Origin of the sequence: Actinoplanes palleronii (assembly GCF_016862315.1) — a bacterium.
Lineage (GTDB): Bacteria > Actinomycetota > Actinomycetes > Mycobacteriales > Micromonosporaceae > Actinoplanes > Actinoplanes palleronii.
In genome coordinates, this window is the sequence record NZ_BOMS01000158.1 from 1 (window position 1) to 24,254 (window position 24,254).

Here is a 24,254-nt window from a genome sequence, read left to right on the forward strand (position 1 = left end):
GCTGCCGGCCGGGGCGGGGCTGGTCGGGACGGGTGGGCGGCGGCGGGGCCGGATCACCTGGACGGCGGTGTCGAAGGCCAGGAAGGCCAGCAGCGGGACGCCGAGCAGCGGCAGGTACCAGCCGAGCGCGAACACGACCGGCAGCCCGGCGGCGATCACCGGCAGCGGCAGGTTGACCCAGTTGCCCCGGGCCGGCGGCGCGCCGGCCAGGGCCTGACGCCCGACGCGGGTCGGGCGGCGCTGCCACCACATCCGGTAGCCCCAGATGATCACGGTGATCAGGCCGATCGCGAGCGCGGCCAGCAGAATCTGGTTGACCGGGCCGAACAGCTCGCCCATGTGCGCGGCGACGCCCCATTTGGTGAGCTTGGCGGTCAGCGGCCAGTCGGCGAAGTCGACCCGGTCCACGACCTGGCCGGTGGAGTCCATGGCGATGCTGTCCGCGGCGACCGGCCAGAGCGGGCGGTTCTGCGAGACGGTCCAGGCAGTGGCGGCGTCCCCGGGGACGGCGATCGTCACCGGCCCGGTCAGGCCCTCCTTGCGGGCGGCGGCCAGGACGGTGTCGATCGCGGCCGGGTCGACCGGGGCCTCCCCACCGGGCATGACCATCCCGCCGTGATGACCGCCGGTCGCGGCAGCCTCGCCGGTCACTGTCGTGCTGACGTACGGCGTACCGCCCCGCATCGCGTCCAGCGCCTCGTGGAAGTTGCCGCCGGCGTAGCGCGACCAGGTGAGCCCGGTCGCGGACAGGATCAGCAGGCCGGCGGTGAGCCAGAGCCCGGTGGCCGCGTGCCAGCTCCGGGTACGCCGGACACCCTTCTTCGCGCCCAGTTCCGGAGCGAGCAGGCGCTTGGCGGTGCGGTTGCCCCGCAGGCGCCGCCACCACAGCACCACGCCGCCCAGGGTGATCACCCAGAGCCAGCTGGCGGCGAGCTCGGAGTAATGCCGGCCGGTGACACCCAGGTGCAGGTTGCGGTGCAGGTCGTCGAGCCAGGTCTTCAGCGGGGTGGACCCGAACCAGGTGGTCAGCTGCCCGGTCGTGGCGCCGGTGTACGGGTCGACGTACACCGTGTGCAGGTGCTCCTCGTCGAGCTCCGGCGAGCTGAAGTCGATCTGGGTGGTGGCGTCGCCCTCCCCCGGTCGTACGCCGGTGAGCGTCCCGCCGGGGTGCACGGCCCGGGCCGCGGTGATCTGCTCGGCCAGCGGCCGGGTCTGGCCGCCGGTCGCGGCCACCGTGAGCTCGTCGCCGTAGACGATCGAGTCCAGCTGCGGGGTGATCGTGTACGCCAGCCCGGTCAGCGCCGCGACCAGCAGGAACGGCGCGATCAGCACACCGGCGTAGAAGTGCAGGCGCAGCAGCAGGGCGCCGAGCGCGGACGGTTGTCGCGGGGCTCGGGCCGGGGTCTCGACCTGTTCGGGTGCGCTGAGCTCGGGTGTCACGGCCATCGGCTGTCCTCGTCGAGGTCGGCGGCGCGGGGGCGCCGGCATCCAGGGGGTTGCAGTCGACGCCGTTCCGCTCGGGCGTCGACTGCGTAGTCGCCGCAGACGCCCCGCTGGTTCCCAGCTTTTTCTCAGAACTTTCCCGCCCCGTCAGCCGGCGAGACAAATCGGTCAGGCGCACGATCCCGGCCGGTGCTGGCGGCTGTCTCGACAGCCGGGAGGCAACCGCCAGCGCCAGCCGAGGCCGGGAGGCGCGCTGCGGCCTTGCGGCGGGCGGTATCGCGCGAGACCGGCCCGGGACTCGGCTTGTCGCCTGCGGCGGGGCGCTCGGTATCCGTACCGAATAAGGTTTTGGGTCATGGAATCCGCACCCTCCTATCGGGACGCCAACCGCGCACGGCTCCGCGACAGCCTGGTCGACGCGGCCCGGGAGCTGACCGTGAGACACGGCTGGGGCCGGGTGCGGATGGCGGACGTGGCCAAGGCCGCCGGGGTCAGCCGGCAGACGGTCTACAACGAGTTCGACGGGCGGGACGGGCTCGCCCAGGCGCTCGCCGCGCGGGAGATCGAGCGGTTCACCGTCGCGGTGCGTGAGCGGCTACGGGAGCACGGCGCCGACGTCCGGGCCGCCGCACACGCCGCCATCCTGCACACGCTGACCGAAGCCGATCAGAACCCACTGGTGCGGTCGATCCTGGCCGGCGCGCCCGACGAGCTGCTGCCGTTCCTCACCACCCGGTCGGACCTGCTGCTGTCGGCGGCCGGCGCGGTGATCGACGAGTGGGCCGCGGCCAGCCTGCCGGACGCCGACCCCGGGGTGGTCGCGCTGGCCGGAGAGTCGATCGTGCGGCTCACCGTGAGCCACGTGGTGCGGCCGAGCGCGGACACGGCGACGGCGGCGAGCGCCCTGGCCGAGGTGTTTGTTCGACTTCTGCGCTAGCTGTGTCCATACACTTGACACCAACGGCTCGAATGTAAAGCATCGATGGCATGGCTGTCGCCGCACTCCCCTGGCGTGACCGGAAACGCCCCCTCTGGCCGCTGGCCCTGGTGGTGCCCGGCCTTCCGTTCGCCGCACTGCTGTTCGCCACCGCCACCTCCTCGCCGTGGTTCTGGTGGCTGACCCCGGTGGTCATCCTCGGTGTCATCCCGCTCGTCGACCTGCTCGTCGGCGACGACCGGGCGAACCCGCCGGACGAGGCGGTGCCCGCGCTGCAGGCGTCGCCCTACTACCGGTGGATCACCTATCTGTTCCTGCCCGCGCAGTACGCCGCACTGGTCGTCACCTGCGCCGCCTGGGTGCGCGGTCCGGGAGTGATCGGCGGGCTCGGGCTGGTGCTGACCGCCGGGCTGGTCAACGGGATCGCCATCAACACCGCGCACGAGCTGGGCCACAAGCGCGAGACGGTGGAGCGCTGGCTCTCCAAGATCGCCCTGGCCCCGACCGGGTACGGGCACTTCTTCGTCGAGCACAACCGCGGCCACCACGTCCGGGTCGCCACCCCGGAGGACCCGGCCAGTTCCCGGCTCGGCGAGTCGTTCTGGCGGTTCTGGCCGCGCACGGTGCTCGGCAGCCTGCGGTCGGCCTGGCGCCTGGAGACCGGCCGGCACCGGCTCCGCGGGCGCAGCCCCTGGCACCCGCGCAACGACATCCTGAACGCCTGGGTGATGACCGTGGCCGTTCTCGGTCTGCTGATCGGGGTGTTCGGGGTGCGCGCGCTGCCGTTCCTGCTGTTACAGGCGGTGGTCGGCTTCACGACGCTGGAGGCGGTCAACTACCTGGAGCACTACGGGCTGCTGCGGCAGCGCACCGCCACCGGCCGGTACGAGGGCGTCGACCCGCGGCACAGCTGGAACAGCGACCGGCTGACCACCAACGTGTTCCTGTTCCAGCTGCAACGGCACAGCGACCACCACGCCAACCCGCTGCGCCGCTACCAGACCCTGCGCACGTTCGACGCGTCACCGCAGTTGCCCGCCGGGTACGCCACCATGCTGCTGGTCGCGCTGATCCCGCCGCTCTGGCGCCGGATCATGGACCCGCGACTGCTGGCCCACTACGGCGGCGACGCCGGCCTCACGAACCGGGCGCCGGGTCTTCCCGCAGGTGATCCAGGCCGATCACGGTGAGCACCTTGGCGACGACGCCGGTCGCCCCGGTCAGCCGCAGGCTCAGGCCGGCCGTCTCCGCGGACAGGTAGCCCTGGATCAGCGCGCTGATCGCCTCCGAGTCGACGAACCGGACCTGGCCGAGGTCGACCAGGACCCGGCCACCGGGGGCGCCCGCGTCGACCGCGGCGAGCAGCGCGTCCCGCAACTCGTCGCGGGCGCCGATGTCGAAGGACCCGGCCAGCGTCACGCGCACGGTCGCCACCCCGCCGGCGTCGGCCGCGGCCGGGCCGGTGGCGATGGTGTAGTAGTCGTCGGTCACGTGATCGCCTACCAGGGGCCGGCCGCGCTGCCCACCCGGGACTCGCCCTGGGTCGGGAAGATCGCCCAGATGTGCTTGGTGTCCTCGGTGGCGTACCAGCCGACGTCGAGCGAGAAGGCCTGGGCGAGGTGCAGGCCGTGACCACCGGCGTGCAGCGGGCGGGTGTCGGCCAGCTCCGGGATCGTGGTCAGGTCGTGGTCGGCGACGTCCAGGATCAGGTGATCGTCGCTGCGCAGCAGACGGATCTCGGTGGGCGGCAGGCCGTGCCGGATCGCGTTGGTGGCCAGCTCGGTGGCGACCAGCACGATCCCGTCCAGCACGTCACCGTGGTCGTCGTCCGGGAGCATCGGGTGGCCGCTCAGCTCCTGCTGCAGGGCGGCCCGCAGTTGCTGGAGCTCGGCGGTGCTGGTCAGGGTCCACACACGTAGCTGCGCGGCGTGCGGCGGTGGCGGTGAGGTGCGGATCGGCTCCATCGCACGCCTGTGCCCCCGATCGGCTCCGACTATGCCGTGATCCGGATTTTCCATCGCCCCCGTGTACCTCTGCAGAAGATTCAGCGCGGAAACCTGAAGTACGGCACGTCAGCGCCGACTGTGAGGTCATGTCCCGATTCGTGACCGCAGCGTTCCCCAGGATCGACACGGCCGAACCACTCGTCGCGGTCGTGATGGCGCCGAGACCGGTCTCCTACCCCGAGGAGACCGGACCCGGCGACGGACGATCAGACCAGCGCGCCGTCGAGGCCACGGCGCAGCTTGGTGAGGGCCTTGGTCAGGAGCCGGGACACGTGCATCTGTGAGATGCCGATCTGGTCGGCGATCTGCGACTGGGTCAGGTTGCCGTAGAAGCGCAGCGTGATGATCTTCTGCTCGCGCTCGTCCAGGGCGGACATCGCCGGGCCGAGCGCGACGCGCAGCTCGGCCTCCTCGAACGCGGAGTCCTCGCCGCCCAGGGTCTCACCCAGCTCGGAGCCACCCTCGGTGACCGGGGTGGACAGGCTCGTCGAGTTGTAGGCGCGGGCGCCCTCGAGGCCCTCAATCACCTCGTCCTCGCTGATCTCCAGGTGCCGGGCGATGTCGGCCACCGTGGGCGAGCGGCCCAGGTCGTTGGTGAGCGTGTTGTTGGCCGCGGTGATCGCCAGGCGCAGCTCCTGCAGGCGGCGCGGCACGCGTACCGACCAGGTCTTGTCGCGGAAGTGCCGCTTGAGCTCGCCGACGATGGTCGGGATCGCGAAGCCGGCGAAGTCGACACCGCGGTCCGGCTCGAACCGGTCGACCGCCTTGATCAGGCCGACCACGGCGACCTGGTAGAGGTCGTCGCGGGGCTCGCCGCGGTTGGCGTAGCGGCTGGACAGGTGCCGGGCGAGCGGCAGCCAGGCCTCGATCGCGCGGTCCCGCATGGCGGGCCGGGAGGGATGGCCGGCCGGCACGGCTGCCATCGCGTTGATCAGGTCGCCGGCCTGGTCCGTGCTCGCCGACGCGTCGGTCTCGACTGCGGCTTCAGCGATGACAGTCATGCTGGTTGCTCCTCGGTTCGACCACTACGGGAGGGTGTCGGTGGCGCACGTATTTCCCGAAGATCCGAACGTCTGAAACCACCCGAACGGTCAGCTATATCAAACCGTTAGGTTGATGCATAAGTGGTTCATGATGCTTTTTGCATGAGCATTTCGAGGGGGCCGTCGGAGGTCCGGTTCCGGCCGCCCTCCTTGGCCGCGTAGAGGTGGACGTCCACCTGGCGCAGCAGCGCCTCCTGGGTCCGGAACCCCTCGGCCGAGGTCGCGACGCCGATGCTGGCGGTCACCGGCACGTCCCCGGTCGTCGGCCGCCACCCGTAGCCCTGGATCGCCACCCGCAGCCGCTCCGCCCAGAGGTACGCCTGCGCGGCGTCCATCCCCGGCAGGACCAGCAGGAACTCCTCACCGCCGAGCCGGGCCGCGAACGCGCCCGGCGCGCCGGCGGCCGCGGTGGTCAGCAGCTCGGCGACCACCCGCAGGACCCGGTCGCCGACCTCGTGCGAGCAGGTGTCGTTGATCCGCTTGAAGTGGTCGAGGTCGACGACGGCCACCGACAGCGGCACCCGGTCCTCCTCGGCCTGGCCGAGCAGGACCGGCAGCTCCACGTCGACGAACCGGCGGTTGAACAGGCTGGTCAGCGGGTCCCGCAGGGAGAGCTCCTGCGCGCGGGCGCCGGCCCGGCGGGCCTCGTCGGCCTCGTACATCGCGTGCAGGGTCTTGGCCCGGGCGTCGCGCTCGCTGGAGATCAGCGCCATCGCGGCGGCATGGAAGGCCTTGTACTCCTCCAGCGCTTCGGCGTACCGGCCCGCGGCGGCCCAGATCTCGGCCTGCTCGCGCCGTACGTCGACGGCGACGCCGGAGAGCCGGCGGTGCTCGCAGAGCAGCCGGCAGCGGTCGATGGCGTCCTGCGCCTTGTCCAGCTCGCCGGCCCGGCGGTGCACCCCGGAGAGGGTGACCAGGCACTGCGCCCGGGAGCCGACCTCCTCGTACGCGATCGCGTACTCGTCGTCGAGGGCCGGCAGCAGGGTCTGCACCGACTCCAGGAAGCGCCCCGCGCCGAGCTGGACGTTCGCCACCGTGTCGAGCGTGTTGTAGTCGAGCGTGACGTCGTGCTCGGCGGCGAGCTGCAGGATCCGGGCCACGGCCCGCTCGGCCAGCTCGCTCTCGCCGGCCTGGTGCTCGGTGAACGCCAGGTTGTTGAAGACCCGGAGCCGGACCCGGACGTCGCGCAGGGGAATCGACAGCCGCTCGGCCTCGGCGTAGCGCAGCCGGGCACCGGTGATGTCGTCGACGTCCGCGAGGGCGTCGGCCAGGGCCATCACGCTGCGCCAGCGCAGGAACGCCGAGGCGCCGTCGCCCATCTCGGCGACCGCCTTCATGGCGTCGAGCGCGTGCTCCAGCGCCGTGGGGTAGTCACCGAGCTGACCGAAGTACGGCGACAGCCGCAGGTGGCTGAGCACCAGCAGACGCGGGTGGCCGTTCTCGATCGCCCACGCGTTGACCTGGCGGCAGATCTGCCCGCTGGTGATCACATCGCCGCGGCGGCCGATGATGTCGGCCTCGACCAGTTGCGCCCGCATCGACATGTCGGTACGCCCGAGCTCCCGCGCGGCCGCCTCCGCCTCGACCGCCCGGGTGAACCATTCGTCCAGGTCCATGCCGTACCGGGGACGGTCCTCCAGGAAGGTGAGCTCGATGTCGAGCGCGACGTCGGGTGTCTCCACGTTCAGGGTCATCGGCCGGGCCGGGGCCATCCTGAGATGTCGGGCGGCGTGACTGTCGTACCCGTGCTCTACGGTCCTGCGGGTGACGAATCGAGAATCGCAGATCATCGATCAGTTCCGGGCCGAGGCGCTGCGGCGCGACATCCCCGCCGCCGACGTGGAGCGCTGGCTCGGGCTCGCCCGCCCGTGTGCGGTGCTGACCAGGGACGGTGACGGGCCGGTGGCCGGCGCGATCCGCGGGCCGGTGCTGCTGCCCGCCGGCGCCGAGGACCCGATGTTCCCGCTCATCGCCGGCATCGACCTGGCCGCGCTGCCGGCCGGCGCGACGGATCTGCCGCTGCCGGCCGACGGCTCGCTGCTGCTGTTCGGCTGGCCGGAGGAGGACGGCTGGGGCCGGATGGTCTACGTGCCGGCCGGCGCCGACGTCCGGGAACGCCCGGAGTTCCCGGAGGGCCTCACCCCGGAGGATCCGGAGTACGCCGAGGTCTACGCCCTGCTGGCGCCCGGTGACCTGCACCTGAGCGTCGACGTCTCACTGCCCTACGTCGGCACGGTCCCCGGCCACGACCGGTCCGAGGAGCTGACCGCGGTGTGGCGCGAGGTCTTCGCCGACCGGGGACTGTGGCAGCCGCTGCTGCTCGGCGGGTACGGCACCGACGACAACGGCGTCGACCCGGTCCGGGCGGCCGGCCGGCCCGAGGACGGGGACTGGGACTTCGACGAGACCGAGGCGAACGTCGAGGACTGGGTGCTGGTCGCCGAGTTCCACGGCGCCCGGCCGGGCGGCGCGACGATCTTCTGGCTGATCCGGCGCAAGGACCTGGCCGCCCGGCACTTCGACCAGGCCCGGATCCTCGTCGACTGGAACCCCTAAGCCGCGGAGCGGGCCGCATGGACCACGCGGCCCCGGTCCGACTCCGGGAACGCGGCCAGCAGGGCACGGACCTGCTCGGCGTCGGTGTTCGCGCCGAAGAGCCCGGCGCCCGGTTCCATCCGTACGCCCTCGGCCAGCGCCCCGGCACGAACCGGGTCGAAGCCGAGCGCGTCGACCAGCGCCGCCGTCGCGGTGACGCTGGTGGCGTCGTCACCGGCGATGGCGATCGCCTTGCGCCCGGGCGCGCCGGCCGGCCGGGCCTCCTGCTCCACGTCGTGGTACCCCATGTGGTTGAAGCCCTTCACCACGTGCGACCCGGCCAGGAACGCCTGCACGATCTCGCTGGACGAGGTGTGCGGGTCGGTGAGGTCGGCGCGGATGCCGTCCACCTCCCACCAGTAGTTCATCGCGTCGATCACCAGCTTGCCGTCCAGCGCGCCGGCCGGGAGGGTGCGGTACTTGCCGAGCGGCAGCGCCAGCACCACCACGTCGGCACGCGCGGCCGCCTCGGCCGCGGTCACCGCGACCGCGCCCGGGGTGAGCACCTCCACGATCAGGGCGATCTTCTTCGGGTCACCGGAACCCGCCACGAGTACGTCGTAACCGGCCGCGACGGCCAGCCGCGCGAGCACGGTGCCGAGTTTGCCGGCGCCGAGGATGCCGAGGGTGGTCATGGGTCACTTCTCCGTCAGCATGTCGCGGACCTGGGGCAGCACCTTCGTACCGAAGAGCTCGACGGCCTTGAGGCGCGCACTGATCGGCTGGGCACCGACCGTGTAGATCATGTCGAAGCGGCCCACGCCGAGCGCCGTCACCGCGCGGGCGATCTTGCGGGCCACGGTGTCCGGCGAGCCGACGTAGAGCGAGCCGTTGCCGACCTCGGCGTCGAACTCGGCCCGGCGCAACGGCGGCCAGCCGCGCAGCGCGCCGATCCGGTCCCGCTGCACCTTGTAATACGGGTAGAACAGCTCCTTGGCCTGCTCGTCGGTGTCCGCCACGAACCCCGGCGAGTGCATCCCGATCGGGTGCGCCACCGTCCCCAGCTGCTCGGTGGCCCGCCGGTACAGGTCGACGTACGGCGCGAAGCGCTCCGGCTGACCGCCGATGATGGCGAGCATCAGCGGCAGCCCGTGCCGGGCGGTGCGCACCACCGACTGCGGCGAGCCGCCGACACCGACCCAGGCGTTCAGCCGGCCCGACTCGGTCTTCGGGAACACGTCGGCGTCGGTCAGCGCGGGGCGGGTGGTGCCGCTCCAGGTCACCGGCTTCTCGTCGAGCAGCTTCACGAACAGCTCGAGCTTCTCCTCGAAGAGCACGTCGTAGTCGCTCAGGTCGTAGCCGAACAGCGGGAACGACTCGGTGAACGAGCCCCGGCCGAGGATCGGCTCGGCCCGGCCGTTCGACAGCGCGTCGACGGTGGCGAACCGCTGGAAGACCCGGACCGGGTCGTCCGAGCTGAGCACCGTGACGCCGGAGGCCAGCTTGATCCGGGAGGTGCGCGCGGCGATCGCGGCCAGCACCGTCTCCGGCGTGGAGATCGAGTATTCCGGGCGGTGGTGCTCGCCCAGCGCGATCACGTCCACGCCCAGTTCGTCGGCGAGCACGGCCTCCTCGACGACCTGCCGGATCGCGGTGGCGTCCGAGACGAGCGTGCCGTTGTCGTCCTCCGGCACGTCGCCGAAGGTGTCCAGCCCGAAGATGAGGTCCGTCATGGTGCCGCGCTCCCTGATGATTGACATGTCAACCGCCTATGATTGACACGTCAACCACCGGAGGTGAAGGTTTATGCCCGGCCGACGCAAGCTGCCGTCCCGAGACGAATTGCGGACCTGGCGGGAGTTCCTGGAGAGCACCGAGGTGCTGCGCGGGCGCCTGGCCGGGCGGCTGCAGCACGACACCGGCCTGTCCACCGGCGACTACACCGTGCTGCTGGCGCTGAGCGAGGCCACCGATCGCCGGATGCGCTCGTCCGAGCTGGCCGCGCACATCGGCTGGGAACGCAGCCGGCTGTCGCATCACCTGGGCCGGATGGAACGCCGCGGGCTGATCGGCCGTGAGGAGCACCCGGGCGACAGTCGCGGCGCGCAGGTGGTGCTCGCGACGGCCGGCGCGGACGCCTTCGCCGCGGCGACCGCACCGCACCTGCGGGCCATCCGGGAGCTGTTCGTCGACGCCCTGACCCCGGCCCAGCTGACCGCGGCGGCCGAGATCGCCGCCGCGCTGCGCGCGCACCTTCAGGACGACGTGGCGGGCTGAGCCCAGTCCCGGCGCAGCCAGAGGTAGGCCGGCATGCCCATCAGCAGGACCAGCCACATGCTGATCAGGCGGTACAGCACCACCACGGCGGCGGCGACCGGGTGGCTGCAGCCGGCGGCCACCAGCGCCGCGAGCATGCCGACCTCGATCAGGCCGGTGCCGCCCGGTGTCAGCGGGATCTGCCGGACGATCTGAATGCCCAGGTAGATCACCGCGATCCGCCACCAGCCGAGCGTGGCGTGGCAGGCGGTGGCCGCCGCGGCCAGGCAGAACAGGTCGAGCACCCACTTGGTCATCCCGGCCGTCACGACCGAGGCCCAGCGTCGGGGCGGCAGCGCGGCCATCTCCCGGGTGGTCCGCCCGGCGGCGGCGAGCAGCCGGCCGAGCCGGGAGTCCGGCCCCACCGGCACGGCGGGGCGGCGACGCCACAGCATCCGCCCGGCGACGACGGCCGCGACCAGGGCGGCGGCCACGCCGAGCACCTCGGGCACCTGGACGGTGGCGGCGACGTCCGACCGGACCAGCCAGCCGAGCGTGTAGAGCAGTGCCAGGCTCAGGATCGAGATGACGCCGGAGACCACTGTCACGGCGGTCGCCACGGCGGTGCTCGCCCCGTACCGCCGGAAGGTCCGGAAGGTGAAAGCGGTCGCGACCGCCGCGCCCGCCGGGACGGCCATGCTCACCGCGGCCCCGCTGATGGTCAACGCGACCGCGCTGTCCCGCGGCAGCCGCACCCCGAGACCGGACAACAGCAGGCGCTGCTGCTCGGCGAACGCGGCCTGGGAGAGCAGCCCGGCGGTCACGGCGGCCGCGGCCCAGCGCAGATCCACGTCCTGCCAGACGGTCAGCAGGGAACTCAGATCGGGCAGCTGGTCACGCAGAGTGACCAGGATGGCCACGGTGACCGTGAGGCCGAGCGCGGGACGCCACCATCGCCGCACCACCGGCGGTAACTCGGCGTTCCAGCGCCGGGTCCCGGAACGCAGGGTCGACAGCATCGGCACAGCATGCCAGCCCGGCCCGCCGATGTCCCCATCCGGAGGCGGGCTTCACAGCAGCCACCAGCGACGATACGGTCCGGGCCGGCGCGTCCCCGGCTTCGCTGAACCACACGAACCGGCGGGCCGGTGTCCGTATCGTCGGTTTGATGACGAGCGTGGTGGACAGCAGCCGCCCCCGTGGTGAAGGACCGTGCTGATGGCCCACACGCCGCTCCCCGGCCGGCCCGGCAATCCGGCCGCCCGATGGTTCGCCGACCTCCCGGTCGCCGCCAAGATCTTCACCGCGGTCGGCGTGGTCGCGGTCGCCGCGATCGCGGCGGGTGTGCTGGCGGTCGCGAGCCTGTCGAAGGTGTACGCCAGCACCGAGTCGATCGTGCAGAGCAACATGATTCCGTCACTGGAGCTCGCCGACCTGCGCGTCGCCGCGGTGAGTGTGCGGGTGGCGGTCCGCGACGTGGCGCTGCTCTCCGACAAGGACGCCGCCGTGGCGAAGGTGACGGTCGCCGACGCCGCGGTCACCGCCGCGACCGAGGTGTACCGGCAGCACGCCACCGATCCCGCCGCGGTCGACGCGTTCACCCAGCTCTGGGCGCAGTACATCAGCATCCGGGACGCCAAGCAGATCCCGGCGGCCCGCGCCGACGACCTGGACGAGTTCGAGGCGCAGGCGACGAGCACGCTGACCCCGCTGGTCACCAAGGCCCTGGCCGCGCTGCAGACCGCCGCCACGGCCGAACGGGCGGAGGCCGACCAGCGGATGACGACCGCGCACGATCAGTACCACCGGTCCCGGATACAGCTGATCGTGCTGGTGATCGCCGGGATCCTGATCGGCCTCGCGGTCGCGACCTACACGGTACGGCGGATCGTCCGGTCGCTGCACGAGGTCGGCGCGGTGCTGTCCGCGATGGCGGCCGGCGACCTGACGTCCGCGGCGCCGCACGCCTCGCGCGACGAGATCGGCCGGATGGCGACCGAACTGCACACCGCGACCGCCGGGGTGCGCAGCACCGTGCAGGCGGTCGCCGAGACCGCCGCCGGGGTGGCCGGCTCGGCGGCCCGGCTGGCCACGATGAGCGCCTCGATCGCCGCCACCGCCGACACGACGTCCGGGCGCTCCCGGAGCGTGGCCGAAGCCGCGGGGCACGTGTCCGACAACGTCCAGTCCGTGGTGGCCGGTGCCGAGGAGATGTCCGCCGCCATCCGGGAGATCGCCGAGTCGGCGTCGCAGGCCGCCCGGGTCGCGGCGTCCGCGGTCGAGGTGGCCACCAGCGCCTCGGGCACGGTGGCGCAGCTGGACGCGTCGAGCGCCGAGATCGGCAACGTGCTGAACCTGATCACGTCGATCGCCGAGCAGACCAACCTGCTCGCCCTGAACGCCACCATCGAGGCGGCCCGGGCCGGCGACGCCGGCAAGGGCTTCGCCGTGGTCGCCTCCGAGGTCAAGGACCTGGCCCAGGAGACCGCCCGGGCCACCGAGGACATCGCCGGGCGGGTCGCGGCGATCCAGTCCGACGCGCGCGCCGCGGCCGGCTCGATCCACGAGATCTCCGAGGTGATCGCGGAGATCAACCAGTACCAGACCACGATCGCCGCCGCGGTCGAGGAGCAGACCGCGACCACCGCCGAGATCAGCCGCAACGTCGCCCAGGCGGCGGCCGGCACCACCGAGATCGCCGGCACGATCGGCGGGGTCGCCGACGGAGCCGCCGGCACCAGCTCCGGGATGGCCGAGACCCGCGCCGCGATGGGCGAGCTGGCCGATGCCGCGGAGGGCCTGCAGACCCTGGTCCAGCGGTTCCGCTACTGAACAGCAAAAACCCGGTGGAGACGGTCGTCTCCACCGGGTTTTTCCCATCGTGCGTCAGTTCAGCAGGTCACTGTTGTTCGTGCCACGCGTGGCGGCCGAGGACGTCCGCGGCTTCGTCTGCGCGGGCGTCACGACCGGAGTGGTGGTGGCCGGCGACGGCGTGGGCGTCACCGACGTGGCGCCGGCCGTGACCAGCGACGGCGACGGGGTGACGTGCGACGGGGCGGGGGTCGTGGAGGACGACTCCGGGGCGATCGACGCCAGCTTCGCGTTGGTCTTCTCGACGCCGGTGTTGATCAGTGCGGTCGCCTTCTCCTGCGCCTGCACCACCTTGGGGTGGCTGCCGACCTTGCGCGCGGTCGCGGCGATCTGCTCGAACTTCTCGCGGCCGGCCCGGGTGCCCAGCACATATCCAGCGGCGAATCCGACGGCCAGCTTCATCATCTTCATTGTCGTTTCTCCAGGTGGTGATGGATGGGACTGCGAGCGGCGGGAGCCGTGTCACACCAGGCTCGCCTCCGAACTCCTGTCCCGGTTGATGCCCGCCGTTCAGCCCGATGAAACCGATCGGTCACGTCGACTCGCCGAAACTGTGATCAATTCGCATCGACTGCCCACAATCGGGTAAAACTGGGGCATGGAGACGCTGCGGATGCCCTTCGCGCACGGCTACGGCAGCGCGGCCATCCGCCGGACCGTGCGCCACGTGCTCGCCACCTGGCAGCTCACCGACCTGGCCGGGGACGCTCTCGTGGTGATCAGCGAGCTGGTGCAGAACGCGGTCCAGCACGCCGGCGGCCGCGGCGAGCTGGTGCTGACCCGGCGTCGCGAGGGCGTGCTCGTCGAGGTGTTCGACGAGAGTTCCGCCGCGCCCAGCGTCCGCGCCCCCGACCCGCGCCGGATCGGCGGGCGCGGGCTGCTGATCGTCGCCGCGGTGACCAGCGCCTGGGGCACCCGCACCAGCCAGGCCGGCAAGGTCGTCTGGGCCGAGCTGGCCATGGCCGCCGTCTGCGCCACCGCCGCCTGAGCCATCAATCCGGAAACCATGGTTAATCCCGGTCAGAACCGGGCAGTGTTAGCTACACCACAACCGCCCGGGTTCGACGGCTGAGATCCCCGTTCCCGGTCGAGATATCCGACGAAGGCCCTGCCCGCGACACTCGGGTGAGGGCCTTCGCCACGTCCGGGCTCAGTTCGCCGCGGCGAACGCCTCCACCTTGGCGGTGTCCCCGGCGACGATCAGCACGCAGCCCTGCGGGACGACCGTCTCCGGCGTCGCGTACGTGAAGTCCTCGCCGGGCCGCTTGGTGCCGACCACGGTGATCCCCCACGTGTTGCGCAACCCGAGGTCCCGCAGCGTGCGGCCGGCCGCACCCCGCGGCGCGCGGACCTTGGCGATCGCGAAGTCGTCGTCGAACTCGATGTAGTCGAGCATCCGGCCGGTGATCAGGTGCGCGACCCGCTCGCCCATCTCGGTCTCCGGGAAGATCACGTGCTGGGCGCCGACCGACTTGAGGATCTTGCCGTGCTTGACGCTGGTCGCCTTGGCCCAGATCTCCGCGACGCCCAGCTCGGTGAGCGTGAGCACGGTCAGCACGCTGGTCTCCAGGTTGGTGCCGATGCCGACCACCGCGCGCGGGAACTCGTGCACGCCGAGCTGGCGCAGCGCGTCCTCGTCGGTGGCGTCCACCTCGACGACCTGGGTGAGCCGGTCCGACCAGTCCTGCACGATCCGCGGGTCGGTGTCGATGCCGAGCACCTCGTACCCGAGGTCCAGCAGGGACGCGGCGACCTGACCGCCGAACCGGCCGAGACCGATCACCACCACGTTGTCGCTCGACGCGCTTCTCTCAGCCAACGAGGGGCCTCTCTTCCGGGTAGCGGTAGTGCCGGCGGCGGGTGTTCAACGCGATCGCGGTGCCCACCGTGATCGTGCCGACCCGGCCGACGTACATCAGGACGACGAGCAGGACCTGCGCGGACGGCGGCAGGCTCGCGGTGATGCCGGTGCTGAGCCCGACGGTGGCGAACGCCGAGGTGACCTCGAACAGGGCCCGGTCGAACGGCACGCCGTCGGTCAGCGCGTCCAGTGCCAGCGTGCCGGACGCGACCAGGGCGACACCCATCAGGGCCACCGTGAGCGCCTGCCGCTGGGTCTCCTCGGCGATCCGGCGACGGTGGATCACCACGTCCGGCTCGCCGCGCAACTCGGCCCAGATCACGTACGCCAACAGCAGGAACGTCGTGATCTTGATGCCGCCGGCGGTGCTCGCGCTGCCCCCGCCGATGAACATCAGCGCGGTGGTGACCGCGGTGGTCTCGCTGTACGTGTGACCCAGGTCGACGGTGTTGAAGCCGCCGGAGCGGGTCATCACGTCCTGGGTGAACGCGGCGAGCATCTTCGCCGGGGTGCCGAGCGGGCCGAGCGTGCCCGGGTTGCCCCACTCGAAGACCAGGAAGGTCAGGAAGCCGAACCCGGAGAGCAGCACGGTGCCCCACACGGTCAGCCGGGTATGCGTGGACCAGGCGTCCGGCTTGCGCCACTCGCGGACCAGCTCGAACACCACCGGGAAGCCGATCGAGCCGGCCAGCACGCCGAACGTCAGCGGCAGGCAGATCCACGGATCCGCGACGAACCGGACCAGGCTGTCCGGGTAGAGCGCGAACCCGGCGTTGTTGAACGCCTGGACGGCGTGGAAGATCGCCTCCCAGAGGGCGCGGCCGAGGCTGTAGTCGTACGAAAGCCAGAAGCGGACCGTGAGCACGGCGGCGATGGCGGCCTCCGAAACGACCATGACCCCCGCCACCCGCAGCAGCACCCCGCCGAGGTTGCCACCGGTCAGGCCGGCGCTCTCGGCCTGGGCCAGCAGCCGGCCCCGCAACCCGAGCCGGCGCGACACCAGCAGGCTGAGCAGGGTGGCCAGGGTCATGATGCCGAAGCCGCCGATCTGCGACAGCACGGTCAGCAGCACGTGGCCGAACGTCGACCAGTACGTCGGGGTGTCGACGACCGACAGACCGGTCACGCAGACCGCGGACGCCGCGGTGAACAGCGCGGTGACCAGCGGGGCGTGGCCCGGCTCGGCCCGTGCGGCGGGCAGCATCATCAGGCCGGTGCCGAGCAGGATCGCGCCGAGGAACGCGAGCGGCACGATGCGGGCCGGGTACCGCCAGGGAGATAACACCGAACGTGCATATCACCCCGGCACCGCGGTGAAGATCTCAGCTCCCCGGCGCGGCGGCCGACGATGGTGGACGACAAACGCCGAGGACCCAGGGAGAACACGTGCCGCGCCTGCCGATCTTCGACCGACGGAACGGGCCGCCGCTCGTCACCGCGGTCGTGGCGCTGTTCTGCGGCGCCTGGCTGATCGGTGGTTTCACCTACGTCTATCCGCACCCGGTGATCGGCTGGCTGCCCATCCCGGTGTCCGCCGTGCTGGCCGGGCACGCCTGCTGGACGGCGAGCCGGCAGGCCGACCTGGACGCCGAGACCCGGCGGTTCTGGCGGCACCTCGCCGTGGCCTGCTGCTTCTTCCTGGCCGGCATCGTCTCCAACATCAACGACGCCACCGGTGGCCCGGCGCCGTCCCAGGAGATCGGCATGATCACCCTGGCCGGGTACCTGGGCACCCTCGGCACCGCCATGTGGGCCCTGCTGCGGCTGCCGTCCTGGCAGCGCAGCCGCGGCGACTGGATCCGGTTCGGCCTGGACTCCGGCATCGTGCTGCTGACCGTGGGCGCCGTCGTCTGGAACCTCACGCTGCGCAACCACGAGCAGTGGGTCAGCCAGACCGGTGGCGCCGGGGCGATGCTGGTGATCATGGCGGTGGCCGGGCTGTCGATGGCCACGTTCATCAAGGTCGCGTTCGCCGGCGCCGGCCGGCTGGACCGCCGCGCCATCCACATCCTGGCCACCGGAGCCGCGCTGGGTGGCGTGCTCGGCGTCGTGTCGCTGCTGCTGGCCGGCCGCCCCTACCTGTCCAGCGCCCTGATCGCCGTGCCGGTGGCCGCGCTGGCCATCCATCTCTCCGCGGTCAGCCAGCAGCGGGCCGGCAACCGGGAACCACGGCCGCGCTCCGGGCGGCCACGGATCAGCGTCGTGCCGTACCTCGCCGTCGCGATCACCGACACGATGCTGCTGACCACCGGCAGCGGCGACCCGGCCACCACCCGCACCATGGAGACCGTCGCGGTCGCGCTCACCGCGCTGGTCGTGGTCCGGCAGATCATCGCGCTGCGGGAGAACCACGGGCTGCTGACCACCGTCGACGGGCACCTGAACCAGCTGCGCGACTACCAGGACCGGCTGACCCACCAGGCCACCCACGACAGCCTCACCGACGCCGGCAACCGCACCCTGTTCGAGGAGCACACCTCACGGCTGCTCGCCGCGGGCGCGACGTTCCACGTGGCGCTGCTCGACCTGGACGACTTCAAGGCGGTCAACGACCGGCTCGGCCACCGGATCGGCGACCGGCTGATCCAGGAGACCAGCCGGCGGCTGACCGCGACGCTCGGCGCCGGCGCCCTGGTCACCCGGCTCGGCGGCGACGAGTTCGCGCTGGTCCTGCCCGGTCTTCCCGGTCACCAGGACTTCGCCGCCCTGGTCGCCGCGGTGGGACGGCCCGCCGATCTGGACGGCAACATCCTCACCCCCGGCGCCAGCATCGGCGTCACCGGTGTCCAGCCCGGCGACGACCCGGCCGAGCTGCTGCGCCGCGCCGACGTCGCGATGTACGCCGCCAAGGCCGCCGGCGGTCAGCGCTGGCAGCGGTTCGACCCGCGGATGGACCGGGCCGCCGACGACACCGCGCGGCTCGCCGCCGACCTGCGCGGCGCGCTGGCCGGCGAGCAGTTCTTCGTCCTCTACCAGCCGATCGTGAGCCTGCCCGACGGGGTGACGACCGGCGCCGAGGTGCTGCTGCGCTGGCAGCACCCGGAGCGCGGGCTGGTGCCGCCGGACGTGTTCATCCCGGTCGCCGAGCGCACCGGTGTGATCCACGAGCTGGGCGCCTGGGTCTTCGAGCAGGCCTGCCGGCAGAGCGCCGACTGGTCCGCCCGGTTCGGCGCCGGCGCGCCCGGCCGGATCAGCGTCAACGTCTCGGCCCGCCAGCTCGCCGACCCCGACTTCGTCGACGCGGTCGCCGCCACGCTGCGGGCCACCGGCGCCGACACCGACCACCTGCTGCTCGAGGTCACCGAGACCGCGGTCCTCAACGCCGAGACCGCTATCGATCAGCTGAACCGGCTCAAGGCGCTCGGCCTGCGGATCGCCCTCGACGACTTCGGCACCGGCCACTCGTCGCTGAGCCTGCTGCTCACCTGCCCGGTCGACGTCCTCAAGGTGGACAAGTCGTTCGTCAGCGGCGCCAGCGCGGAGGACGCGGGCGCCATCATCGTCAAGAACATCATCGGCTTCACCACGGACTTCGGCATCGACGCGGTGGCCGAGGGCGTGGAGACGCGGGACCAGGCGGAGCGGCTGCACGCGGCGGGTTATCGGCTGGCGCAGGGCTACCTGTTCGGCCGGCCGATGAGCGCCGAGGCGTTCGAGGCCACGTTCCAGACCGCTGCGGTCGCCGCCTGAGGTGGTCGGCTGGTGCTCAGGGTTGCCTCAGCGGCCTTGAGACAGCCCTCAGCACCAGCCGGAATCCGGAGTCGCGCCTCGGCCTCGACGTGCAGCGGTCTCGCGTCGGCCTCACGGGCGGGACTCGGCTCGTAGCCTGCGGACGGCCGCTCGGTATTCGTACCACATCGGGTTTTCCTGGGGGCGTGCAACCTGGACCGGGGGCACTACGGTCTTGAGGGACGTGAAACCAGAAAGCTCGGGGACAGCCGAGCACGACAGCCAGTTCGCCGCGTTCGTGGCCGGGCACCGGGGGCGGATGCTGCACACCGCCCGGCTGCTGACCGCCGGCGATCCGTTCCTCGCCGAAGACCTGGTGCAGACCGCGCTGACCAAGCTCTACATCTCCTGGGCGGCCTATCGGCGGGCCGCCAACCCGGACGCCTACGTGCGGCGGGCGCTGTTCAACGCGCTGATGGACGAGCGGCGCCGGATCTGGCGGCGCTTCGAGCGGTCGTTCGCCGAGGTGCCGGAGCGGGTGAGCGCCGCGGCCGACGACGGTGACCCGGAGCTGGCCCGGGCCCTGGGCGAGCTGCCGCCGCGGATGCGCGCCGCGATCGTCTTCCGCTTCGTGCACGACATGGACGTGACCGACACCGCCGAGGCGCTCGGCTGCTCACCCGGGACGGTCAAGAGCCAGACCGCCCGGGCGCTGGACAAACTGCGAGCCGCGCTGGGACAGCCGCGGGCCGCCCTCATCACACTGCCGCAGGGAGCGCACCGATGATGGATCTGCACACCAGGCTCGACCGTTTCGGCGGGCCGATCGAGACCGCCACCAGCGACACCGTCACGGCGGACCTCGCCCGCGCGCACCGGGCCGTGCGGCGGCGGCGGACCGCCCGTACGGTGGCCGGCTCGGCCTTCGGGGTCGCCGCGATCGTCGCCGCGGTCTCGTTCACCGGAGCCGTCGTCGGCAACCGGCCCGGCTCACCGCCCGCGCCGGCCGTCGCCGAGAGCACCGTCGCCGGTCTGCGGCTCGTCGACTACCGCGGGGAGCAGCCCAAGTACTTCACCATCGCCAAGGTGCCGGCCGGGTTCTTCGTCCAGAACGACGACGAGGGTGGCCTCACCATCGCCCCGGACGCGGTCCGCGACCCGTCGCCGGGCGTCGACCCGTCGAAGGCGCCGATGTACGACCCCCGCGACCTCGGCGGCAAGATCGGCATCTACCTGGAGCAGCGCGCCTACCGCGACCCGGTCGACGGCGAGAAGGTCACCGTGGCCGGGCACGAGGCGGTGCTGCACCCGATCGGCCCCACCTGGCAGCTGATCATCTCGGTGTCGCCGCAGGTCTACGCGACGGTACAGGCCGACGTGCCGCTCAGCCGCGACCAGCTGCTCGAGCTCGGCGCCGGCCTGCGGGTCAGTCCGGAAGCGATCGCCCGGATGGCCGCCGCCACGGGCAAGTGACCCTCAGCACCAGCAGGGCCAGAGCCGCGCAGGACCGTGGCGCGGCTTCCGGTTGCCGGCTGGTTCTCCGGGGTGTCTCACCGGCCTTGAGGCACCCCTGAGGACCAGCCGGGGCCCCGAGCCGGAGCGATCTTGCGCGGGTCGGCGGTGATCCTGGGTACGGTTGCTGGACTATGGACATCGGCCGCACCGTGGTGACCGCGCAGGGGCTGCGCCGATGGGCCGTCGTGCTCGGACTCGTCCTGGTGCTGGCGGCGGTCCCGGTGGTGGTCAACGTCTGGCCGGTCCGGGCCGCCGGCGTCGACCCGGCCGATCTCCGCTCCCGGATCGCGGCCTCCGGCATTCAGGCCCATCAGGGGTACGCACAGAGCGCCGGCCTGCTCGGACTCCCCGCCCTGCCCAATCTCACCCAGGTGACCGCGCTGGTCAGCGGCACCACCGAGATGCGCACCTGGTACGCGGCACCGGACCGCTGGCGGGTCGACGTGCTGGGCGAGGGCACCGAGCACGGTCTCTACCAGACCCCGGAGGCCCAGTTCACCTGGGACTTCGGCGACAACCAGCTGACCCGGATCGAGGGCGCCCAGCCGGTACGGCTGCCCCGGGCGGCCGACCTCACCCCACCGGCGCTGGCCCGGCAGGTGCTGTCGGCCGCCGCCGGCGACAGCCTCACCCCGCTGGACGCCAAGCGGGTCGCCGGCGTGGAGGCGGCCGGGATGCGCCTGACCCCGGCCGGCACCGACACCACCGTCGCGCATGTGGACATCTGGGCCGATCCGGAGCACGGGCTGCCGCTGCAGGTCGAGGTGACCGCGCGGGGCGGGGCGCGGCCGGTGTTCGTCACCCGGTTCCTGGAGATCCGGTTCGGCGCGCCGGACGCCGGGGTGCTGACCCCGCCCGCGCCCCGGCCGGGCATCGGCTACTCGGTCGCCGAGGCGCCGGACGCGCTCAGCGCCCTCAACCGCGGCCAGCCCGCACCACTGCCGGCCACGCTGGCCGGGCTCCCCCGCCGGGACGCGGTCGCCGGCGTGTCCGCGGCCGGCGTGTACGGCGCCGGCCTCGCGTCGTTCGTCGTGCTCGCCCTGCCGGGACGCTCCGGCGGGCGGGCATTCCGGCAGATCACCACGTATGGACTGGAGGTGCCGGTGCCGGACGGAAACGAGGCCGCGGTGATCGAGACAGGGCTGTTGAACGTGCTCGCGGTCCGCAACCGGAACCGCACGTTCCTGGTCGCCGGGCTGGTCGGCCCGGACCTGCTGCGCCGGGTGGCCACCGGCCTGGCCGGAGTGACCGGATGACCGGGGTTGTTGGATGATCATCACGCACGATCTGACCAAGCGTTATGGCCGGACCGTCGCGGTCGACAGCGTCGAACTCGAGGTGCGCGAGGGTGACCGCTACGGGCTGCTCGGCCCGAACGGCTCCGGCAAGACCACCCTGGTCCGGATGCTGCTCGGCCTGGTCTTCGCGACCCGCGGCGAGATCGAGGTGCTCGGCCGGCCGGTCCCCAAGCGGATCCAGGAGGTGCTGCCGTCGATCGGCGCGCTGGTCGAGGGCCCCGGGGCGTACCCGCACCTGTCCGGCCGGGTGAACCTCACGCTCTTCGACGCGGCCGGCGCCGGCGGGCGGCGCAAGGATCGGCGGCAGCGGGTCAGCGACGCCCTGGAACGGGTCGGCCTGGCCGGTATCGATCGGCGCCCGGTCCGCAACTACTCGCTCGGCATGCGGCAGCGGCTCGGCCTGGCCGGCGCGCTGCTGCGCCAGCCCCAGCTGCTGATCCTGGACGAGCCCACCAACGGCCTCGACCCGCGGGGCATCCGGGAGATCCGGGACCTGCTCGACGAGCTCAACCGGGAGGGCACCACGGTGTTCCTCTCCAGCCACCTGCTCGCCGAGATCGACGCGTTCTGCACCCGGGTCGGTGTGATGGACCGCGGCCGGCTGGTGCTGCAGGAGGATCTCAGCTCGCTGCGCGCCCCGACCGGCCGGGTCACGGTCGGCAGCCCCACCCCGGAACGGGTGGTGGCGCTGCTCGACGGCCGGGTCGAGCACCGCGACGGCGAGGTGCTGACCGTCCGGCACGACGACCCGGGCGCGCTCAACGCGGAACTTGTCGCGGCCGGGGTGACGGTCACCGCGATCGCCACCGAACGCCGCACCCTCGAACAGGTCGTCCTCGACGCGACCACGACCAGCTCGGACCGCGTGGAGGCAGCCGGATGATCGGGGTCGAGCTGGCCAAACTGTTCCGGCGGCCACGGACGTACGTGATCGCGGCGCTGCTCTGCGCCCTGCCGCTGACCGTGGCGATCTTCCTGGCCACCACCCGGATCCCGCCGCCGCCCGGCCAGGGAGGCGCGTTCCTGTCAGCGGTGCTGAGCAACGGCGCGCTCTACCCGGCCGCCGCGATGGCCCTGGTGCTGCCGGTCTTCCTGCCGGTGTCGGTCGCGGTCCTGGCCGGTGACGCGGTGGCCGGCGAGGCGTCCGCGGGCACGCTGCGCTACCTGCTGATCCGGCCGGTCAGCCGCTCCCGGCTGCTGGTCGCCAAGCTGATCTCGCTGGTCGCGTTCGTGCTGTTCGCGATCGTGTCGGTGCTGGTCACGTCGTACCTGACCGGGATTCTGCTGTTCGGGGTGTCGACCAGCTCGGCCGGTGTCGCGCTGCCACCCGACGTGACCTCGCTGTCCGGCGTCACGATCAGCCCGGCCGGCCTGGCGCTGCGGCTGCTGGGCACGGTCGCGTACATCGTGATCTCGATGCTCGGGGTGGCCGCGATCGCCCTGTTCCTCTCCACGGTCACGGACTCCTCGCTGGGCGCCGCGATGGGCGCGCTGGCGGTCCTGGTGACCAGTCAGGTCCTGGTCACGCTGGACGCGGCCGCCGCGATCCGCCCGTACCTGCCGACCCGCTACTGGCTTGCCTGGGTCGACTTCTTCCGCGACCCGGTCCTCTGGCGCGACATCGAACGCGGCGCCGGCATCCAGCTCGTCTATCTGGCCGTTCTGCTGGGAGCCGCCTGGGCCAACTTCCTGACCAAGGACGTCGCCAACTGAGGGCACCGCTTCCGGGCGCCAGGTCCGCTGCGGCTCAGGTGCCCTATTCGGTACGAATACGGAGCGCTCGCCCGCAGGCTACGAGCCACGTCCCGCCCGTGCGGCCCCGCGACGCCGCCGCCACTCACGACCGTGCCGCGCCCCAGACCCCGGCTGGTTCACCGGGGTGTCTCAAGGCCGGTGAGACACCCCTCAGCACCAGCCGGGAACCGCGACGCCGCCGCGGGTCACGACCGTGCCGCGCCCCAGACTCCGGCTGGTTCACCGGGGTGTCTCGAGGCCGGTGAGACACCCCTGAGAGCCAGCCGATAACCCGGCGGCGTGGGGTCAGCTGGCGCTGGTGGGGCAGGTCGTGGGTTCGGACAGAGGGGTGGGGCTCAGGGCGGTCAGGACCAGGGCCACCACGTCCGGGTCGGTGGGGAGTTCGCTGTGGGCCACCCGGGCGGCGGGGCACAGACCCTGGAGCGAGAGGTTGACCGCGCCGGACAGGCGAGCCGAATCGGGGGGCTGGACGGTCTCGTCGTTCTCGGTCCAGATCGACAGCCACGGGAGGCCGGACGGCAGGGAGCCGGTGATCCCGCGCAGCAGGTCGCTGCCCGGGGCGAGCTGGCGGCACGCCTGCGGGCAGGCGTCCGGGGCCAGGGCGGCGCCGACGCCGGCGATCCGGGCGCCGTGCAGCGGGGAGCCGAGCGTGACGATCCGGCGGGCCACCTCGGCGCCGGCGTGCCGGTCGACCCAGAGGCGGGTGACCACTCCCCCGGCGGAATACCCGATCACGTCGACCGAGGGCGCGCCGGCGCGCAGCGCGTCACGGACCGCGGTGTCCAGCGTGTCGGCCTGTGCCAGCAGGTCGCCGGTGCCGTCGCCGGGCAGGGTCAGCACGTCGGCGGTGCGGCCCTCGGCTTGCAGCCGGGCGGCGAGGCTGGTGAGCGCGGTCCGGCTGCCGCCGTACCCCGGGACCAGCAGCACGGTGCCCGGCCGGGCCTGGTCGGGGCGGGTGCCGTCGTCACCGCCACCGGCGCCGACGAGCCGGACGCCCAGCACGATGAGCAGCGCGACGACAACGCCGGCGACGCCGAGGAGCAGGGACCGCCGACGTGGTGACAT

24 protein-coding genes are annotated in these 24,254 nt (G+C 72.4%); 12 read left to right on the forward strand and 12 right to left on the reverse strand.

The features are described from left to right. On the reverse strand, positions 1-1,446 hold a 1,446-nt coding region (locus Apa02nite_RS44285; RefSeq protein ID WP_203830483.1), incomplete at its 3' end, for a PepSY-associated TM helix domain-containing protein. A gap of 352 nt (positions 1,447-1,798) precedes the next feature. Between Apa02nite_RS44285 and Apa02nite_RS44290 the strand changes: the two genes are divergently transcribed. After that, positions 1,799-2,380, forward strand: coding sequence for a TetR/AcrR family transcriptional regulator (locus tag Apa02nite_RS44290; RefSeq protein WP_203830484.1), 582 nt, complete (start codon positions 1,799-1,801; stop codon positions 2,378-2,380). Between the two features lie 50 nt (positions 2,381-2,430). After that, positions 2,431-3,570: an alkane 1-monooxygenase gene (locus Apa02nite_RS44295; RefSeq protein WP_203830485.1), complete on the forward strand. Its 1,140-nt coding sequence runs from the start codon at positions 2,431-2,433 to the stop codon at positions 3,568-3,570. Here Apa02nite_RS44295 and Apa02nite_RS44300 read toward each other — a convergent pair. From Apa02nite_RS44300 to Apa02nite_RS44315, 4 genes are all read right to left on the reverse strand, one after another. Continuing rightward, a complete protein-coding gene (locus Apa02nite_RS44300) occupies positions 3,518-3,871 on the reverse strand; it encodes an STAS domain-containing protein (RefSeq protein WP_203830486.1) in 354 nt (117 codons plus the stop codon). The genes Apa02nite_RS44295 and Apa02nite_RS44300 overlap by 53 nt on opposite strands. A gap of 8 nt (positions 3,872-3,879) precedes the next feature. Further along, on the reverse strand, positions 3,880-4,344 hold the full coding sequence (locus Apa02nite_RS44305; protein WP_203830487.1) for an ATP-binding protein: 465 nt from the start codon (positions 4,342-4,344) through the stop codon (positions 3,880-3,882). 248 nt (positions 4,345-4,592) lie between these two features. Then, positions 4,593-5,387, reverse strand: coding sequence for an RNA polymerase sigma factor SigF (locus tag Apa02nite_RS44310; RefSeq protein WP_203830488.1), 795 nt, complete (start codon positions 5,385-5,387; stop codon positions 4,593-4,595). 128 nt (positions 5,388-5,515) lie between these two features. Then, positions 5,516-7,141 (reverse strand): GGDEF domain-containing protein, encoded by a 1,626-nt coding sequence (locus Apa02nite_RS44315; protein WP_203830489.1) that lies wholly within the window; start codon positions 7,139-7,141, stop codon positions 5,516-5,518. 52 nt (positions 7,142-7,193) lie between these two features. Between Apa02nite_RS44315 and Apa02nite_RS44320 the strand changes: the two genes are divergently transcribed. After that, positions 7,194-7,985 carry a hypothetical protein gene (locus Apa02nite_RS44320; RefSeq protein ID WP_203830490.1) on the forward strand — a complete coding sequence of 264 codons (792 nt, stop codon included), beginning with the start codon at positions 7,194-7,196 and terminating at the stop codon, positions 7,983-7,985. Here Apa02nite_RS44320 and Apa02nite_RS44325 read toward each other — a convergent pair. Beyond that, positions 7,982-8,659, reverse strand: coding sequence for an NADPH-dependent F420 reductase (locus Apa02nite_RS44325; RefSeq protein ID WP_203830491.1), 678 nt, complete (start codon positions 8,657-8,659; stop codon positions 7,982-7,984). The genes Apa02nite_RS44320 and Apa02nite_RS44325 overlap by 4 nt on opposite strands. Before the next feature lie 3 nt (positions 8,660-8,662). Continuing rightward, positions 8,663-9,697 carry an LLM class flavin-dependent oxidoreductase gene (locus tag Apa02nite_RS44330; protein ID WP_203830492.1) on the reverse strand — a complete coding sequence of 345 codons (1,035 nt, stop codon included), beginning with the start codon at positions 9,695-9,697 and terminating at the stop codon, positions 8,663-8,665. A gap of 73 nt (positions 9,698-9,770) precedes the next feature. Here Apa02nite_RS44330 and Apa02nite_RS44335 point away from each other — a divergent pair, with 73 nt between their 5' ends. Further along, positions 9,771-10,241, forward strand: coding sequence for a MarR family winged helix-turn-helix transcriptional regulator (locus Apa02nite_RS44335; protein WP_203830493.1), 471 nt, complete (start codon positions 9,771-9,773; stop codon positions 10,239-10,241). Here the strand turns inward: Apa02nite_RS44335 and Apa02nite_RS44340 are convergent. Beyond that, complete coding sequence (locus Apa02nite_RS44340; RefSeq protein ID WP_203830494.1) at positions 10,220-11,239, reverse strand: lysylphosphatidylglycerol synthase transmembrane domain-containing protein; 1,020 nt, start codon at positions 11,237-11,239, stop codon at positions 10,220-10,222. The two genes, Apa02nite_RS44335 and Apa02nite_RS44340, sit on opposite strands and share 22 nt — an antisense overlap. Before the next feature lie 199 nt (positions 11,240-11,438). Here Apa02nite_RS44340 and Apa02nite_RS44345 point away from each other — a divergent pair, with 199 nt between their 5' ends. Beyond that, positions 11,439-13,052 (forward strand): methyl-accepting chemotaxis protein, encoded by a 1,614-nt coding sequence (locus tag Apa02nite_RS44345; protein ID WP_203830495.1) that lies wholly within the window; start codon positions 11,439-11,441, stop codon positions 13,050-13,052. A gap of 54 nt (positions 13,053-13,106) precedes the next feature. Here Apa02nite_RS44345 and Apa02nite_RS44350 read toward each other — a convergent pair whose 3' ends face one another. Next, entirely contained in the window at positions 13,107-13,502 is a 396-nt protein-coding gene (locus Apa02nite_RS44350; protein ID WP_203830537.1) for a hypothetical protein, read from the reverse strand. Positions 13,503-13,689: 187 nt separating this feature from the next. Between Apa02nite_RS44350 and Apa02nite_RS44355 the strand changes: the two genes are divergently transcribed. Continuing rightward, on the forward strand, positions 13,690-14,079 hold the full coding sequence (locus tag Apa02nite_RS44355) for an ATP-binding protein (RefSeq protein WP_203830496.1): 390 nt from the start codon (positions 13,690-13,692) through the stop codon (positions 14,077-14,079). Positions 14,080-14,241: 162 nt separating this feature from the next. On the opposite strand, the gene Apa02nite_RS44360 is transcribed toward Apa02nite_RS44355, so the two are convergent. Together Apa02nite_RS44360 and Apa02nite_RS44365 are read right to left on the reverse strand one after the other, a co-directional pair. Beyond that, positions 14,242-14,910: a potassium channel family protein gene (locus tag Apa02nite_RS44360; RefSeq protein ID WP_203830497.1), complete on the reverse strand. Its 669-nt coding sequence runs from the start codon at positions 14,908-14,910 to the stop codon at positions 14,242-14,244. Further along, the gene (locus Apa02nite_RS44365; protein ID WP_203830498.1) at positions 14,903-16,237 is read right to left on the reverse strand and encodes a TrkH family potassium uptake protein; all 1,335 of its coding nucleotides are present in this window, start codon (positions 16,235-16,237) and stop codon (positions 14,903-14,905) included. Before Apa02nite_RS44365 ends, Apa02nite_RS44360 begins: the two co-directional genes overlap by 8 nt. 101 nt (positions 16,238-16,338) lie before the next feature. Between Apa02nite_RS44365 and Apa02nite_RS44370 the strand changes: the two genes are divergently transcribed. The 6 genes from Apa02nite_RS44370 (at position 16,339) to Apa02nite_RS44395 (ending at position 23,147) form a co-directional block, all read left to right on the forward strand. After that, positions 16,339-18,642, forward strand: coding sequence for a putative bifunctional diguanylate cyclase/phosphodiesterase (locus tag Apa02nite_RS44370; protein ID WP_203830499.1), 2,304 nt, complete (start codon positions 16,339-16,341; stop codon positions 18,640-18,642). A 223-nt stretch (positions 18,643-18,865) separates the two neighbouring features. Continuing rightward, positions 18,866-19,408 (forward strand): SigE family RNA polymerase sigma factor, encoded by a 543-nt coding sequence (locus Apa02nite_RS44375; protein WP_275412902.1) that lies wholly within the window; start codon positions 18,866-18,868, stop codon positions 19,406-19,408. Continuing rightward, positions 19,405-20,094, forward strand: coding sequence for a hypothetical protein (locus Apa02nite_RS44380; protein ID WP_203830500.1), 690 nt, complete (start codon positions 19,405-19,407; stop codon positions 20,092-20,094). The genes Apa02nite_RS44375 and Apa02nite_RS44380 overlap by 4 nt, the downstream gene beginning before the upstream one ends. 173 nt (positions 20,095-20,267) lie before the next feature. Further along, on the forward strand, positions 20,268-21,392 hold the full coding sequence (locus Apa02nite_RS44385; RefSeq protein WP_203830501.1) for a LolA-like protein: 1,125 nt from the start codon (positions 20,268-20,270) through the stop codon (positions 21,390-21,392). Positions 21,393-21,405: 13 nt separating this feature from the next. Then, positions 21,406-22,317, forward strand: a complete 912-nt coding sequence (locus Apa02nite_RS44390; RefSeq protein ID WP_203830502.1) for an ABC transporter ATP-binding protein — start codon at positions 21,406-21,408, stop codon at positions 22,315-22,317. Further along, positions 22,314-23,147: an ABC transporter permease gene (locus Apa02nite_RS44395; RefSeq protein ID WP_203830503.1), complete on the forward strand. Its 834-nt coding sequence runs from the start codon at positions 22,314-22,316 to the stop codon at positions 23,145-23,147. The genes Apa02nite_RS44390 and Apa02nite_RS44395 overlap by 4 nt, the downstream gene beginning before the upstream one ends. Before the next feature lie 327 nt (positions 23,148-23,474). Here Apa02nite_RS44395 and Apa02nite_RS44400 read toward each other — a convergent pair whose 3' ends face one another. After that, the gene (locus tag Apa02nite_RS44400) at positions 23,475-24,254 is read right to left on the reverse strand and encodes an esterase/lipase family protein (RefSeq protein WP_239164996.1); all 780 of its coding nucleotides are present in this window, start codon (positions 24,252-24,254) and stop codon (positions 23,475-23,477) included.

Coding starts and splice junctions, on each gene's coding strand:
- Apa02nite_RS44345 (WP_203830495.1), top strand. CDS start 11,439: ATGGCCCACACGCCGCTCCCCGGCCGGCCCGGCAATCCGGCCGCCCGA.
- Apa02nite_RS44330 (WP_203830492.1), bottom strand. CDS start 9,697: ATGACGGACCTCATCTTCGGGCTGGACACCTTCGGCGACGTGCCGGAG.
- Apa02nite_RS44340 (WP_203830494.1), bottom strand. CDS start 11,239: ATGCTGTCGACCCTGCGTTCCGGGACCCGGCGCTGGAACGCCGAGTTA.
- Apa02nite_RS44335 (WP_203830493.1), top strand. CDS start 9,771: ATGCCCGGCCGACGCAAGCTGCCGTCCCGAGACGAATTGCGGACCTGG.
- Apa02nite_RS44355 (WP_203830496.1), top strand. CDS start 13,690: ATGGAGACGCTGCGGATGCCCTTCGCGCACGGCTACGGCAGCGCGGCC.
- Apa02nite_RS44310 (WP_203830488.1), bottom strand. CDS start 5,387: ATGACTGTCATCGCTGAAGCCGCAGTCGAGACCGACGCGTCGGCGAGC.
- Apa02nite_RS44385 (WP_203830501.1), top strand. CDS start 20,268: ATGGACATCGGCCGCACCGTGGTGACCGCGCAGGGGCTGCGCCGATGG.
- Apa02nite_RS44325 (WP_203830491.1), bottom strand. CDS start 8,659: ATGACCACCCTCGGCATCCTCGGCGCCGGCAAACTCGGCACCGTGCTC.
- Apa02nite_RS44400 (WP_239164996.1), bottom strand. CDS start 24,254: ATGTCACCACGTCGGCGGTCCCTGCTCCTCGGCGTCGCCGGCGTTGTC.
- Apa02nite_RS44390 (WP_203830502.1), top strand. CDS start 21,406: ATGATCATCACGCACGATCTGACCAAGCGTTATGGCCGGACCGTCGCG.
- Apa02nite_RS44315 (WP_203830489.1), bottom strand. CDS start 7,141: ATGGCCCCGGCCCGGCCGATGACCCTGAACGTGGAGACACCCGACGTC.
- Apa02nite_RS44295 (WP_203830485.1), top strand. CDS start 2,431: ATGGCTGTCGCCGCACTCCCCTGGCGTGACCGGAAACGCCCCCTCTGG.
- Apa02nite_RS44290 (WP_203830484.1), top strand. CDS start 1,799: ATGGAATCCGCACCCTCCTATCGGGACGCCAACCGCGCACGGCTCCGC.
- Apa02nite_RS44380 (WP_203830500.1), top strand. CDS start 19,405: ATGATGGATCTGCACACCAGGCTCGACCGTTTCGGCGGGCCGATCGAG.
- Apa02nite_RS44305 (WP_203830487.1), bottom strand. CDS start 4,344: ATGGAGCCGATCCGCACCTCACCGCCACCGCCGCACGCCGCGCAGCTA.
- Apa02nite_RS44395 (WP_203830503.1), top strand. CDS start 22,314: ATGATCGGGGTCGAGCTGGCCAAACTGTTCCGGCGGCCACGGACGTAC.
- Apa02nite_RS44350 (WP_203830537.1), bottom strand. CDS start 13,502: ATGAAGATGATGAAGCTGGCCGTCGGATTCGCCGCTGGATATGTGCTG.